Genomic DNA, 13,841 nt, shown 5'->3' with positions numbered 1-13,841 from the left:
CCTATGTCCTTTGCGGTAATTCAAATGGTCAGCCAGAGTGATGTGCTGGCCAACCTGGCACAGGCCCGGCGCTTGCTGGAGCAGGCGGCGGCAGGTGGTGCGAAGCTGGCAGTTCTGCCTGAGAACTTCGCTGCCATGGGGCGTCGTGACGTGGCCGACATTGGCCGCGCTGAAGCGTTGGGCGAAGGTCCTATCCTGCCATGGTTGAAACAGACCGCCCGCGACCTCACCTTATGGATAGTGGCCGGCACTTTGCCGCTGCCGCCCAAGGACCAACCTGACGCCAAGTCCAACGCCTGTTCGCTGCTGATCGATGATCGGGGTGAAATCGTTGCCCGTTACGACAAGCTGCACCTGTTCGATGTGGACGTAGCGGACGCGCGAGGTCGTTATCGTGAATCCGACGACTATGCTTTCGGGAGCAATGTGGTAGTGGCGGATACGCCGGTGGGCCGCTTGGGCCTGACGGTGTGTTATGACTTGCGGTTCCCGGAGCTGTACAGCGAATTGCGCGCGGCGGGGGCGGAATTGATTACCGCGCCTTCGGCCTTCACGGCGGTGACCGGTGCCGCGCATTGGGATGTACTGATCCGCGCGCGCGCCATTGAAACCCAGTGCTACCTGCTGGCGGCCGCTCAAGGCGGTGTGCATCCAGGCCCACGGGAAACCTTTGGCCACGCGGCAGTTGTCGACCCTTGGGGGCGAGTGCTGACCCAACAGGATCAAGGCGAGGCGGTGTTGTTGGCCGAACGCGACAGCAGTGAACAGGCGTCGATACGGGCGCGCATGCCGGTGGTCAACCATCGGCGCTTTTTCTCGCAGGGCGCGCAGCGACCTGCTTCGGAACGATGAATTTAAGGCCAAACCTATGAGCGAGTTGTTGTCCTCAGTCAGTGAACACCTCCTGGCACCCGGTGGCGTGACCATCGAAAGTTTGCAAACCGTGCTCGGTGATCTGGCCGGGCCGGGCATCGACGCGGCCGATCTGTATTTCCAAGGCCAGATTTCGGAGTCATGGGCTCTCGAAGACGGCATCGTCAAGGAAGGCAGTTTCAACCTTGATCAAGGCGTGGGCGTGCGGGCGCAATCCGGTGAAAAGACCGGCTTTGCCTACAGCAACGCTATCACCCTTGAAGCCCTTGGCCTGGCTGCCCGGGCGGCGCGCTCGATTTCCCGGGCAGGCCAGAACGGCACGGTGCAGGCGTTCAGCACCCAGGACGTAGCCCAGTTGTACGCTCCGGATAACCCCCTGGAAGTGATCAGCCGTGCGGAGAAGGTCGACTTGCTCAAGCGTATCGACGCGGCCACCCGTGCCCTCGACCCGCGTATCCAGCAAGTGACCGTGAGCATGGCCGGTGTGTGGGAGCGCATCCTTGTGGCGTCCACTGACGGCGGCCTGGCGGCGGATGTACGGCCGCTGGTGCGTTTCAATGTCAGCGTGATCGTCGAGCAGAACGGTCGCCGCGAGCGTGGTGGTCATGGTGGTGGTGGGCGCACCGACTACCGTTATTTCCTCGCTGAAGACCGTGCCATGGGCTATGCCCGTGAAGCGCTGCGTCAGGCACTGGTCAACCTCGAAGCGATTCCGGCGCCGGCCGGTACATTGCCGGTAGTGTTGGGCTCGGGCTGGTCCGGTGTGTTGCTCCACGAAGCCGTTGGCCATGGCCTGGAAGGCGACTTCAACCGCAAGGGCAGTTCGGCCTACAGTGGGCGCATGGGCGAGATGGTCGCATCCAAGCTGTGCACCATTGTCGATGATGGCACCCTGGCCGGTCGCCGTGGCTCGCTGAGCGTCGACGACGAAGGTACACCGACCGAGTGCACCACGCTGATTGAAAACGGCGTGCTCAAGGGTTACATGCAAGACAAGCTCAACGCTCGCCTGATGGGCGTGGCGCGTACCGGTAACGGCCGCCGCGAGTCCTACGCGCACCTGCCGATGCCGCGTATGACCAACACCTACATGCTCGGTGGCGAAAGCGACCCGGCGGAAATCATCGCTTCGGTAAAACGCGGGATCTACTGCGCCAACCTCGGCGGCGGTCAGGTGGACATCACCAGCGGTAAGTTCGTGTTCTCCACCAGCGAAGCGTACCTGATCGAAGACGGCAAGATTACCGCGCCCGTCAAAGGGGCAACGTTGATTGGTAACGGGCCGGAAGCCATGAGCAAGGTGTCGATGGTCGGTAACGACCTGTCGCTGGACAGCGGCGTGGGCACGTGCGGCAAAGATGGGCAATCGGTGCCAGTCGGCGTTGGCCAGCCAACCTTGAAGATTGATGCGATCACCGTGGGTGGCACGGGCTCGTAAGAAGCGGAGCTTCGGGTGGCGCAGAACGCCACCCGGGGAAGAGGATCAACGCAGGCCGCGTTGAGTCTCGTCCAGCTCACGGATGTACTTGAAAATTTTACGGCTGGTGGCCGGAGCCTTGTTTTGCGCCAGTTCGTGCTGGGCCTGACGGATCAGGGAGCGCAGTTGCTGGCGGTCCGCGTCCGGGTAGTCCAACACGAACTTCTCCAGCACAGCGTCATCGCCCGAAATCAGGCGGTCACGCCAACGTTCCAGGTTGTGGAAGCGTTCGTTGTACTGGCGAGTGGAGGCATCGAGTTGATCGAGCAAGGTCAGAATGGCGTCAGTGTCCTGATCGCGCATCAGTTTGCCGATAAACATGATGTGCCGTTTACGCGCGATATTCGCGGTGTGCTTAGGCGCATCAGCCAGGGCCCGGCGCATTTCGTCGGTCAGTGGCAGTTTTGCAACCAAGTCAGGCTTGAGCGTTGTAAGGCGCTCGCCAAGATCAACCAGAGCATGCAGCTCGCGTTTGACCTGGGTTTTGCTTTTCTCCCCATCGAGGGAGTCGTCGTAAGAATCAACCATGGTGGCAGTCCGCAAAGAAACGCCGCCATGATAACCAGTCGGGGGCCGCTTGTCCGGCCCGGTCGCTCGATGGCCTTAACCGAAAGCAGAATTTGAGTGGAGAAAACCATGAGTGCAGCCCAAAGCGTCGGTCCGCAAGCGTTACCGGCACTGCAGGAACAAGTCGAGCAGATCCTTGCCGAGGCCAAGCGCCAGGGGGCGAGTGCCTGTGAAGTGGCGGTCTCGCTGGAGCAGGGGCTGTCGACGTCGGTACGCCAGCGGGAAGTGGAAACCGTCGAATTCAACCGCGACCAGGGGTTTGGCATCACATTGTATGTGGGGCAGCGCAAAGGGTCGGCCAGTACCTCGGCCAGTGGGCCGGAAGCGATTCGCGAGACTGTCGCCGCGGCGTTGGCAATTGCCAAGCACACCTCCGAAGATGAAAGCTCGGGCCTGGCAGATAAGGCGCTGATGGCCAAGGACTTAAAGGATTTCGATCTTTTTCACGCCTGGGATATCACGCCCGAACAGGCAATCGAACTGGCGTTGACTTGCGAAGCGGCGGCATTTGATGCCGATACCCGCATTAAAAATGCTGACGGCACCACGTTGAGCACGCATCAAGGCTGTCGCGTATATGGCAACAGCCATGGCTTTATCGGCGGTTACGCCTCCACTCGCCATAGCTTGAGCTGTGTGATGATCGCCGAAGCCAATGGCCAGATGCAGCGCGACTATTGGTATGACGTAAGCCGCCAGGGCGAATTGTTGGCCGACCCGGCCAGCATCGGCCAGCGCGCGGCGCAACGTGCAGCAAGCCGTCTGGGCGCCCGCCCGGTACCGACTTGCGAAGTGCCGGTGCTGTTTTCGGCTGAACTGGCCGGTGGCTTGTTCGGCAGTTTCCTGGGCGCGATTTCCGGCGGCAACCTGTACCGCAAGTCTTCGTTTCTTGAAGGCGCTATCGGCCAGAAACTGTTCCCTGAGTGGTTGACCATCGATGAACGCCCGCACCTGATGCGTGCCATGGGCAGCTCAGCGTTCGACGGTGATGGCCTGGCCACTTATGCCAAGCCGTTTGTCGAGAAGGGTGAGTTGGTGTCTTACGTACTGGGCACTTACGCCGGCCGCAAGCTTGGCCTGCCAAGCACAGCCAACTCCGGTGGCGTGCACAACCTGTTCGTCACCCATGGCGACGAAGATCAGGCGGCGCTGTTGCGTCGCATGGGTCGCGGCTTGCTGGTGACCGAATTGATGGGCAGTGGCCTGAATATGGTTACCGGTGATTATTCACGCGGCGCGGCAGGTTTCTGGGTGGAAAACGGTGAAATTCAATTCGCCGTTCAGGAAGTGACCATCGCTGGCAACATGCGCGATATGTTCAAGCAGATCGTCGCGGTGGGTAATGACCTGGAACTGCGCAGTAATATTCGCACGGGTTCTGTACTGATCGAGCGGATGACCGTCGCCGGCAGCTAACCCCTCGGATGCTAACGAAAAAGGCGCGCCATCTTATCGATGGCGCGCCTTTTTTGTGGCTGAGCCATTAGCGGATTGACGTGCCGCTCTTGTTTTGATTCTTAATATCATTTAATAATAAATCTCATTATCGAATGAGTGTGGACCATGAGTTCTGTCCTGCATGAGGATCCTTACCTGGAGAGCTGGCGCTGGATGAGTCGTCAGATTCGCTGCGGCCTCGATCCAAACGAACCTCGCCTGATTGAACATTACCTCAATGAAGGTCGATACCTGGCGTGCTGCACCGCGACCCATCCGTGGACGATCGCTGAAACCTCCTTCCACCTGCTGATCGACACCGCCAGCGATATTGCCTTGCCCTGGCACTGGCGATCCATGTGTCTGGACCAGGCGTGGCGTCCATTACGCGACCTGGAAAAACTTTCCCACTGCGCCTGCCGCCTCAAGCGCTGGCAGACCTTTGCCTGGCAATTGGCGACCTGTGAATTACTGCCTTCCCTTTCTGTTTCTGACCTGGTGCAAGGATCTTCCGATGAGTAACACCCGTATCGAACGCGACAGCATGGGCGAACTGCAAGTACCTGCCGATGCCTTGTATGGTGCGCAAACCCAGCGCGCGGTGAACAATTTCCCGATCAGCAACCAACGCATGCCGGCGCAATTCATTCGCGCACTGATCCTGGCCAAAGCTGCCGCTGCCAAGGCTAACGTCGACCTTAAGCAAATCAGCGAAGGGCAGGGCAAGGCCATTGTCGACGCTGCCCAAGGCTTGCTCGAAGGCGATTTCATGCCGCACTTCCCGGTGGATATCTTCCAGACCGGCTCCGGCACCAGTTCCAACATGAACGCCAACGAAGTCATTGCGACCCTGGCCACGCGCCTGCTGGGCGAGCCGGTCAACCCCAATGACCACGTGAACTGCGGCCAAAGCAGCAATGACATCATTCCCACCACCATTCACGTCAGCGCAGCGCTGGTCTTGCATGAGCAAACCTTGCCAGCCCTGCTGCACTTGGTTCAGGTGATTGAACACAAGGCTGAACAAGTCCACCCCTTCATCAAGACCGGCCGCACGCACCTGATGGACGCGATGCCCGTGCGCATGAGCCAGGTGCTCAATGGCTGGGCGCAACAGCTCAAGGCCAATATCGGTCACTTGCAGGACCTGCTGCCGAGCTTGCAGGCGTTGGCCCAGGGCGGCACGGCGGTCGGCACCGGGGTCAACGCACACCCGGAATTTGCGGCCCGTTTCGGCCAACAACTGAGCATCCTCACCGGCGTGAAATTCACGCCGGGCAAAAACCTGTTTGCATTGATCGGCTCCCAGGACACCGCCGTCGCTGTCTCCGGCCAACTGAAAGCCACCGCCGTGTCGCTGATGAAAATCGCCAACGACCTGCGTTGGATGAACTCCGGCCCATTGGCCGGGTTGGGTGAAATCGAGCTGGAAGGCCTGCAGCCAGGCTCTTCGATCATGCCGGGCAAGGTCAACCCGGTGATCCCGGAAGCGACCGCCATGGTCGCCGCCCAAGTTATTGGCAATGACACGGTCATTACCGTTGCCGGCCAGTCCGGTAACTTCGAACTGAACGTGATGTTGCCGATCATTGCCCAGAACCTGCTGAGCAGCCTTGAGCTACTGGCCAACTCCAGCCGGCTGCTGGCCGACAAGGCGATCGCCAGCTTCAAGGTCAATGAGGCCAAGCTCAAGGAAGCGCTGTCGCGTAACCCGATTCTGGTCACCGCACTCAACCCGATCATTGGTTACCAAAAAGCCGCTGAAATTGCCAAGAAGGCTTATCAGCAAGGCCGCCCGGTGATTGATGTCGCCCTCGAGCACACCGACTTGCCACGTAGCCAACTGGAAATCCTGTTGGATCCGGAAAAGCTCACGGCCGGCGGCGTGTAATCACCGACTCTGCTTTGGAGGTTCACCATGGAGCATTGGAAACGCACGATCGAACGGGCCAATCGCTGCTTTATGCAAGGCGAGCTGGTCGACGCTCGCGAAGCCTATTTGCAAGCCCTGGCCCTGGCTCAAGTGTTATTCGAGCGTTGGGCGGATGCCGACGAAGCAGTGGCGGCCTGCGTCATTTCCCATCACAACCTGGCGGACCTGCACCTGCGCCTGAACCAGCCTGAAGAAAGCGCGGAATACCTTTGTGCTATCCACCAGCGCCTCCTGCAGACCCTGCAAGACCCGCGCATGAGCCCGCAATTACGCGAGGCTGCGCTGCGCCAGAGCAGCAAAACTTATGTCGAGCTGTTGAATTTCATCAGCGATCACGGCGAGTACCCGCGTACCCATCGCTTGCTGGGTGGCACTGCTGCGCAACCGGGTACGTCGACCCGCAACAGCCCCTATTACGGAGCACATTGATATGTCCTACACCTTACCGGCCTTGCCTTATGCCTACGATGCCCTGGAGCCGCATATTGATGCGCAAACCATGGAAATTCACTACACCAAGCATCACCAGACCTACATCAATAACCTGAATGCAGCGGTCGAAGGCACCGAGTTCGCAGGCTGGCCGGTTGAGAAACTGGTGTCCAGCGTTCAGCAATTGCCGGAAAAATTGCGTGCTGCAGTCATCAACCAGGGCGGCGGTCATGCTAACCACTCGTTGTTCTGGGCGGTGATGTCGCCGAAGGGCGGTGGCAAGCCACATGGTGCGTTAGCCAAAGCCATCGACGAGCAATTGGGTGGCTTCGACAGTTTCAAGGAGGCCTTTACCAAAGCGGCCTTGACCCGGTTTGGCAGCGGCTGGGCCTGGCTGAGCGTTACCCCGCAAAAGACCCTGGTGGTGGAAAGCAGTGGTAACCAGGACAGCCCGCTGATGAGCGGCAACACGCCGATCCTGGGTCTGGACGTGTGGGAGCACGCTTACTACCTGCGCTACCAGAACCGTCGCCCGGAATACATCAATGCCTTCTACAGCGTCATCCATTGGCCGGAAGTCGCCGCTCGCTACCAGGCCGCCGTAGCCTGACATTTATTTATAACAAGATCTAAGGCCGACTATGGGCACTGAAACACTGGCGATCAGCAGTGGGCGAATGTTTCGTTACGCGTTTGGCTCGCTGCTGCTATTGGCAGGGACTGCGTTGCTGGTGGCACACGGGCTGACCTGGCTGGACCTTGAACCGCGTATCTTGCGTGCCTTGCAGGGCGGCGCGATCTGCGCGCTCGGCACGGCACTGGGCGCGGTGCCGGTGTTGGTGATTCGCCGGATGCCGGTGGCGCTGAGCGATACCTTGCTGGGCTTTGGTGCCGGGGTAATGTTGGCGGCGACGGCCTTTTCGCTGATCGTGCCGGGCATTGCAGCAGCCCAAAGCCTTGGGCTTTCGCCTTGGGGCGCGAGTGGTTTGATCAGCTTCGGGATCATGCTCGGGGCGTTCGGTCTTTATCTGGTCGACCGCAAGGTATCAGGCGCTAGCCCGGAGATGCTGGTGGGCACGCCGGATAAACCGGTGATTCCCCCACGCATCTGGCTATTCGTATTTGCCATTATTGCGCACAACATTCCGGAAGGCATGGCGGTAGGCGTTTCGGCAGGTGGAGGAATGCCGGATGCCGACAGCTTGGCCATGGGGATTGCCCTGCAGGACGTGCCGGAAGGTTTAGTGATCGCACTGGTCTTGGCCGGGGCGGGGATGTCGCGAGTCAAAGCGTTCCTGATCGGCGCGGCGTCGGGCCTGGTTGAACCGGTATTTGCTGTGCTGTGTGCGTGGTTGGTGAGCCTGGCGGAGGTTTTGTTGCCGCTGGGGCTCGCGCTGGCGGCTGGGGCGATGTTGCTGGTGGTGACGCACGAAGTGATCCCCGAGTCGCGCCGTAATGGTCACGAAAAGCTTGCCAGCCTGGGGTTGTGCGTCGGGTTCTGTTTGATGATGGTGATGGATACTGCTTTAGGGTGAGGCCATTGCAGCCTCACACCCGCCTCAAAGGGTGAGTTTACTCACCCTCATCAAAGAAGTTATTGATCAGCTTCACCAGCGCGTCCATCGCTTCCTGCTCTTGTTCGCCTTCCGTCTTTAAATGAATCTTGGTGCCCTTGCCGGCGGCCAGCATCATCATGGCCATAATACTTTTGCCGTCGACCATGGATTCCGGAGTGCGCCCGGCGCGGATCTGGCAAGGAAACTGCCCGGCAACACCGACAAATTTAGCTGAAGCGCGGGCGTGCAGGCCCAGCTTGTTGATGATTTCAATTTCCAGAGCGGGCATCGCGGGGGTGTTCCTTTCAGCTAAGGTCGCGGTGGCGAACCTGAACGTTCTTGAGGGTTTGTTGCAGCACCTGGCCCAGGCGTTCGGTCAGGTAGACCGAGCGATGGTGGCCTCCGGTGCAGCCGATGGCAATGGTGACATAGGCCCGATTGCTTGCCGCAAAGCGCGGCAACCATTTGAGCAGGTAGCTGGAGATGTCATGGAACATCTCCTCGACATCCGGCTGTGCAGCCAGGTACTCGGCCACTGGTTGATCAAGGCCTGACTGATCACGCAACTCCGGCTTCCAGTAAGGATTGGGCAGGCAGCGCACATCAAACACCAGGTCGGCATCCACAGGCATCCCACGCTTGAAGCCAAATGACTCGACCAGAAACGCGGTGCCAGGCTCCGGCTGATTCAACAAACGCAGCTTGATCGCATCACGCAATTGATACAGGTTCAGGCCGGTGGTGTTGATCTTGAGATCGGCGAGGTCAATGATCGGTCCCAGCAGTGTGGTCTCGTCCTCGATGGCTTCGGCCAGCGAGCGGTGAGGGCTGCTGAGGGGGTGGCGTCGACGGGTTTCGGAAAAGCGCTTGAGCAGCGTCTCCTCATCGGCGTCCAGGTACAGCACATCGCAATTAATATGCTTGGCGCGTACTTCCTCAAGCAATTGCGGGAAGCGCTGAAGATGGCTGGGCAGGTTTCGGGCGTCAATCGAGACGGCAACCAGAGGCTGCGCCAGTTCGGTGTGGATCAGTGCACGTTCCGCCAACTCGGGCAGCAAACCGGCGGGCAGGTTGTCGATGCAATAAAATCCGTTGTCCTCAAGGACGTTGAGGGCGGTGCTTTTACCCGAGCCGGAGCGGCCGCTGACGATGATCAAACGCATGATTACTGCCCGTTTTGTTCATCCAGGACAACCTGATAGAGCGCCTCATTGCTGTTGGCACTGCGCAGTTTGTCGCGTACTTCCTTGCGGTCGAGCATGCTGGCGATTTGCCGGAGCAGTTCCAGGTGCGCATCGGTGGCGGCTTGCGGGACCAGCAGGACGAACAGCAGGTCGACCGGGGCGCCGTCGATGGCGTCGAAATCAATAGGTTTTTCCATGTGCAGCAGGGCGCTGACTGGAGACTCACAGCCTTGCAGGCGGCAATGGGGAATGGCGATGCCGTTTCCAAAACCGGTTGAACCCAGTTTTTCACGGGCAATCAGCGCCTCATAGACAACTTGCTCATCCAGTTCAGGCACTTCGTGGCTGATCAGCTTGGCAATTTGTTCGAGGGCTTTCTTTTTACTGCCGCCCGGCACGTTCACCAGTGAACGGCCGGGGGTCAGGATGGTTTCAAGTCGAATCATGGGTGGGGAGTGTTAGCGGCCAGTGCCTTGAAGAAGGCTCTGCTGCTTTTCCTTATGCTTTTTAAGTTGGCGGTCAAGCTTGTCAGTCAAGGCATCGATCGATGCATACATGTCTTCATGCTCGGCATTGGCGACCACTTCGCCACCGGGTATCTGCAAGGTCGCTTCAATTTTCTGCTGAAGCTTATCGACCTTCATGATGACCTGCACATTGGTGATCTTGTCGAAATGACCCTCGAGTCGTTTCAGCTTCTGCTCGACATATTCGCGCAATGGAGGGGTGACTTCTACATGGTGTCCACTGATGTTGACTTGCATACAGCTTCTCCTTCGTTGCCAGTGCATAAAGCGACAGGCAAAAGCGCCTGCCACTGGAACGCTATGGCCCGCCCGTCACATCAAACGCTTACGCTCGCTGGAAGGCGCGATCCCGAGGGACTCGCGGTACTTGGCGACGGTTCGACGGGCGACCTGAATGCCTTGTGCCTCCAGTAAACCAGCGATCTTGCTGTCACTCAACGGCTTTTTCTGATTTTCCGCGGCAACCAGTTTTTTGATGATCGCGCGGATCGCCGTGGACGAGCATTCGCCGCCTTCGGAGGTGCTTACGTGGCTGGAGAAAAAGTATTTCAGCTCATAAATACCCCGTGGGGTATGCATGAATTTCTGTGTGGTCACCCTGGAAATTGTCGATTCATGCATGCCTACCGCTTCGGCGATATCGTGCAGGACCAGGGGTTTCATGGCCTCGTCGCCGTATTCCAGGAAGCCGCGTTGATGCTCGACGATCTGAGTAGCCACTTTCATCAGGGTTTCGTTGCGGCTTTGCAGGCTCTTGATGAACCAGCGCGCTTCCTGCAACTGGTTGCGCATAAAGGTGTTATCGGCGCTGGTATCGGCACGGCGCACAAAACCTGCGTATTGCGGGTTGACCCGCAGACGAGGCACCGACTCCTGGTTCAGCTCTACCAGCCAACGTTCGTTGTCTTTGCGCACGATCACATCGGGAACGACATATTCGGCTTCGCTGGACTCGATCTGCGAGCCCGGGCGAGGGTTAAGGCTCTGCACCAGCTCGATGACCTGGCGCAGGTCGTCTTCCTTGAGCTTCATACGGCGCATCAACTGGCTGTAGTCGCGGCTGCCCAGCAGGTCGATGTAGTCGGTGACCAGGCGCTGGGCTTCGGCGAGCCACGGGGTCTTGGCAGGCAGTTGGCGCAGTTGCAGCAACAGGCACTCACTCAGCGTGCGCGCGCCGATACCGGCGGGTTCGAACTGCTGGATGCGGTGCAGGACGGCTTCGATTTCGTCCAGTTCGATGTCCAGTTCCGGATCGAAAGCCTCAAGGATCTCTTCGAGAGTCTCGTCCAGATAACCCTGGTTATTGATGCAGTCGATCAGGGTCACGGCGATCAGGCGATCGGTGTCGGACATCGGCGCCAGGTTCAATTGCCACAGCAAATGGCTCTGCAAGCTCTCGCCGACGGAGGTGCGGGTGGTGAAATCCCACTCGTCATCATCATTGCTGGGCAGGCTGCTGGCGCTGGTCTGATAAACGTCTTCCCAGGCGGTATCTACTGGAAGCTCGTTGGGAATGCGTTCGTTCCATTCGCCTTCCTCAAGGTTGTCCACCGTAGGGGCGGTTTCCTGATAGGAAGGTTCCTGCACGTCGGAATTGGGTTTTTGCTCGATGTTGTCGGCCAGCGGGTCTGCATTATCGAAGTCGTCGCCTTCTTCCTGGCGTTCGAGCATCGGATTGGACTCCAGGGCCTCCTGGATTTCCTGTTGCAGGTCCAGGGTCGACAATTGGAGCAGGCGGATGGCCTGTTGCAGCTGCGGTGTCATCGTCAGCTGCTGGCCCATTCTCAGGACTAGCGATGGTTTCATGGCAGGGGCTTAACACCTTATTCGCCGGCGCAATGCGCCATCCACGACAGGGCGCGTGAGCGCCAAACATAAGCAAATTATATGCCTGATGTCGGGGGCTTTGCCTAGAGCGCGGTAACAATAAAAAACCGGAGGTTTTTATTGACTCCCGCGCGCTTTGGCGAACGGCCAGACACCACAGTGCTTACAGGCGGAACTCGTGGCCCAGGTATACTTCCTTGACCAGTTCGTTGGCCAGGATGGTGGCGGAGTCGCCTTCGGCGATCAGCTGACCATCGTTGACGATATAAGCCGTTTCACAGATATCGAGGGTCTCACGGACGTTGTGGTCGGTGATCAATACACCGATACCCTTGGCCTTGAGATGATGGATGATCTGTTTGATGTCGCCGACCGAGATCGGGTCGACGCCGGCGAAGGGTTCATCCAGCAGGATGAATTTCGGCGCAGTGGCCAGGGCACGGGCGATTTCCACACGGCGACGCTCACCACCGGACAAGCTCATGCCGAGGTTGTCGCGAATGTGGTTGATGTGGAATTCCTGCAGCAGGCTTTCCAGCTCTTTGCGGCGGCCGTCACGGTCGAGTTCCTTGCGGGTCTCCAGGATCGCCATGATGTTGTCTGCTACCGACAGTTTGCGGAAGATCGACGCCTCTTGGGGAAGATAGCCGATACCTGCGCGCGCACGACCGTGCATCGGCTGGTTGCTTACGTCCAGGTCGTCGATCAATACACGGCCCTGATCCGCCTGGACCAGGCCAACAATCATGTAGAAGCACGTGGTCTTGCCGGCGCCGTTGGGGCCGAGCAAGCCAACGATCTGGCCGCTGTCGATCGATAAACTGACGTCGCGTACGACCTGACGGCTTTTATAAGCCTTGGCCAGATGCTGGGCTTTCAGGGTTGCCATTAGTTCGCCTTCTTCGCAGCGGGTTTGGGCGCAGGCTGGGCGGCGCCTTCTTTCTGCTTCGGCTGGATAACCATGTCGATGCGCGGCTTCGGAGTGCCGATCTTCGAGCCGGTAGCGCGACCCGCCTGGGCGATCTGCTTCACCGTGTCATAGGTGATTTTTTCACCGTCGGTGGTGTTGCCATCGCTGCTGACAACCCTGGCCTGGTCGATCAGGATGATGCGATTCTGCTGGGCGTGATACTGGATGGTCTTGCCATAGCCCTTGATCGGAGCCGGGTCCGTAGCCGCCTGCTTCTGTTCGAAGTAAGCCAGGTTGCCCACCGACGTCACCACATCAATGTCGCCAGCCGGCGTACGCGTGAGCGTCACCGTGTTGCCGGTGATTTTCATCGAGCCTTGGGTGATGATCACGGCGCCTGTGTAGGTCGCAACACCTTGCTTGTCATCCAACTGAGCGTCGTCAGCCTGGATGTGGATCGGTTGCTGGCTATCGTTCGGCAGAGCCCAGGCGCTCACGCTTCCCAGTGCTGCGCCCAGACCGAGCAAAATAGGGAGGGTTTTAACGAGCCTCATACTGTCCTCTTACGTTCGATAGCAGGTGTATCCTGCTTTCTTTCAAATACGCTTTCATTCCCTTGCCAGTCGATACACCGCCAGCGCCGTCGATTCTAACGTCTTGCTCGGTCTGCGCATATTGCTGTTGTGGGAAAACGGTCATGCGACTGCTGGTAATAATGGTGTCGCGCTTCTTCTCGTCAGTACGTGCAACACGTACCGAGTCGATCAGTTCCACCTGGGTACCGTCCGGGTTGACCTCGCCACGCTTGCTGGTGACGTGCCACGGAAACTCGGTGCCGCGGTAAAGGTTCATGTCCGGGTTGGTCAGCAAACTGACCTCCGAAGCCTTCAAATGCTCGACCTTGTCCGAAGTCATCTCATACTGCACCTTGCCGTCAGGCAGGAATTGCACGGAGTAGGCATTGGTCGCGTAATAGTCGACAGCGCCTTCGTCAACCTGTGCTACAGGCTTGTCGAGAAAGCGCTCCGGGCTGATATTCCAGTAGCCCACCGCCAGGAACAGCGCGGCGATGACCCCGAATAGCAGGAAGTTGCGAATCTTTTTGCTCAGCATAAAAC

At 58.8% G+C, this 13,841-nt stretch carries 17 protein-coding genes; 8 read left to right on the top strand and 9 right to left on the bottom strand.

Going from position 1 to position 13,841, the window contains the following annotated elements; translation table 11 throughout:
• Nucleotides 1-3: 3 nt before the first annotated feature.
• Together ACLBW8_RS17755 and tldD are read left to right on the top strand one after the other, a co-directional pair.
• On the top strand, nucleotides 4-852 hold the full coding sequence (locus ACLBW8_RS17755) for a carbon-nitrogen hydrolase family protein (protein WP_447805959.1): 849 nt from the start codon (nucleotides 4-6) through the stop codon (nucleotides 850-852).
• A 16-nt stretch (nucleotides 853-868) separates the two neighbouring features.
• Nucleotides 869-2,311 (top strand): metalloprotease TldD, encoded by a 1,443-nt coding sequence (gene tldD, locus ACLBW8_RS17750; protein ID WP_064450712.1) that lies wholly within the window; start codon nucleotides 869-871, stop codon nucleotides 2,309-2,311.
• Between the two features lie 45 nt (nucleotides 2,312-2,356).
• Here tldD and yjgA read toward each other — a convergent pair whose 3' ends face one another.
• Nucleotides 2,357-2,878 (bottom strand): ribosome biogenesis factor YjgA, encoded by a 522-nt coding sequence (gene yjgA / locus ACLBW8_RS17745; RefSeq protein WP_064450713.1) that lies wholly within the window; start codon nucleotides 2,876-2,878, stop codon nucleotides 2,357-2,359.
• A 108-nt stretch (nucleotides 2,879-2,986) separates the two neighbouring features.
• Here yjgA and pmbA point away from each other — a divergent pair, with 108 nt between their 5' ends.
• From pmbA to ACLBW8_RS17715, 6 genes are all read left to right on the top strand, one after another.
• Nucleotides 2,987-4,333 carry a metalloprotease PmbA gene (gene pmbA / locus ACLBW8_RS17740; RefSeq protein WP_447805958.1) on the top strand — a complete coding sequence of 449 codons (1,347 nt, stop codon included), beginning with the start codon at nucleotides 2,987-2,989 and terminating at the stop codon, nucleotides 4,331-4,333.
• Nucleotides 4,334-4,480: 147 nt separating this feature from the next.
• Nucleotides 4,481-4,876, top strand: coding sequence for a FagA protein (locus tag ACLBW8_RS17735; protein WP_262667031.1), 396 nt, complete (start codon nucleotides 4,481-4,483; stop codon nucleotides 4,874-4,876).
• Nucleotides 4,869-6,245: a class II fumarate hydratase gene (locus ACLBW8_RS17730; protein ID WP_447805957.1), complete on the top strand. Its 1,377-nt coding sequence runs from the start codon at nucleotides 4,869-4,871 to the stop codon at nucleotides 6,243-6,245. The genes ACLBW8_RS17735 and ACLBW8_RS17730 overlap by 8 nt, the downstream gene beginning before the upstream one ends.
• A 27-nt stretch (nucleotides 6,246-6,272) precedes the next feature.
• Complete coding sequence (locus tag ACLBW8_RS17725) at nucleotides 6,273-6,716, top strand: hypothetical protein (RefSeq protein WP_128588501.1); 444 nt, start codon at nucleotides 6,273-6,275, stop codon at nucleotides 6,714-6,716.
• A gap of 1 nt (nucleotide 6,717) precedes the next feature.
• Nucleotides 6,718-7,329 (top strand): superoxide dismutase, encoded by a 612-nt coding sequence (locus ACLBW8_RS17720; RefSeq protein WP_447805956.1) that lies wholly within the window; start codon nucleotides 6,718-6,720, stop codon nucleotides 7,327-7,329.
• A gap of 31 nt (nucleotides 7,330-7,360) precedes the next feature.
• Nucleotides 7,361-8,254 (top strand): ZIP family metal transporter, encoded by an 894-nt coding sequence (locus tag ACLBW8_RS17715; RefSeq protein WP_262667034.1) that lies wholly within the window; start codon nucleotides 7,361-7,363, stop codon nucleotides 8,252-8,254.
• A 37-nt stretch (nucleotides 8,255-8,291) separates the two neighbouring features.
• Here ACLBW8_RS17715 and ACLBW8_RS17710 read toward each other — a convergent pair whose 3' ends face one another.
• From ACLBW8_RS17710 to lptC, 8 genes are all read right to left on the bottom strand, one after another.
• Nucleotides 8,292-8,564: an HPr family phosphocarrier protein gene (locus ACLBW8_RS17710; protein ID WP_049709983.1), complete on the bottom strand. Its 273-nt coding sequence runs from the start codon at nucleotides 8,562-8,564 to the stop codon at nucleotides 8,292-8,294.
• 16 nt (nucleotides 8,565-8,580) lie between these two features.
• Entirely contained in the window at nucleotides 8,581-9,438 is an 858-nt protein-coding gene (rapZ, locus tag ACLBW8_RS17705; protein ID WP_447805955.1) for an RNase adapter RapZ, read from the bottom strand.
• A gap of 2 nt (nucleotides 9,439-9,440) precedes the next feature.
• The gene (gene ptsN / locus ACLBW8_RS17700; protein ID WP_064450720.1) at nucleotides 9,441-9,905 is read right to left on the bottom strand and encodes a PTS IIA-like nitrogen regulatory protein PtsN; all 465 of its coding nucleotides are present in this window, start codon (nucleotides 9,903-9,905) and stop codon (nucleotides 9,441-9,443) included.
• 12 nt (nucleotides 9,906-9,917) lie between these two features.
• Nucleotides 9,918-10,223 carry a ribosome hibernation-promoting factor, HPF/YfiA family gene (hpf, locus tag ACLBW8_RS17695; protein ID WP_017138237.1) on the bottom strand — a complete coding sequence of 102 codons (306 nt, stop codon included), beginning with the start codon at nucleotides 10,221-10,223 and terminating at the stop codon, nucleotides 9,918-9,920.
• A gap of 75 nt (nucleotides 10,224-10,298) precedes the next feature.
• Nucleotides 10,299-11,792, bottom strand: a complete 1,494-nt coding sequence (locus tag ACLBW8_RS17690) for an RNA polymerase factor sigma-54 (RefSeq protein WP_064450721.1) — start codon at nucleotides 11,790-11,792, stop codon at nucleotides 10,299-10,301.
• 184 nt (nucleotides 11,793-11,976) lie between these two features.
• Nucleotides 11,977-12,702 carry an LPS export ABC transporter ATP-binding protein gene (gene lptB / locus ACLBW8_RS17685; RefSeq protein ID WP_053254421.1) on the bottom strand — a complete coding sequence of 242 codons (726 nt, stop codon included), beginning with the start codon at nucleotides 12,700-12,702 and terminating at the stop codon, nucleotides 11,977-11,979.
• Complete coding sequence (gene lptA, locus ACLBW8_RS17680) at nucleotides 12,702-13,277, bottom strand: lipopolysaccharide transport periplasmic protein LptA (RefSeq protein ID WP_064450722.1); 576 nt, start codon at nucleotides 13,275-13,277, stop codon at nucleotides 12,702-12,704. The genes lptB and lptA overlap by 1 nt, the downstream gene beginning before the upstream one ends.
• Complete coding sequence (gene lptC, locus ACLBW8_RS17675; protein WP_064450723.1) at nucleotides 13,264-13,836, bottom strand: LPS export ABC transporter periplasmic protein LptC; 573 nt, start codon at nucleotides 13,834-13,836, stop codon at nucleotides 13,264-13,266. Before lptC ends, lptA begins: the two co-directional genes overlap by 14 nt.
• Between the last annotated feature and the right edge of the window lie 5 nt (nucleotides 13,837-13,841).

The sequence above is a fragment of the Pseudomonas sp. M5A4_2d genome, assembly GCF_053345295.1.
Note: the sequence above shows the minus strand (reverse complement) of the source record. Positions and strands in the feature narration are given on the sequence as shown.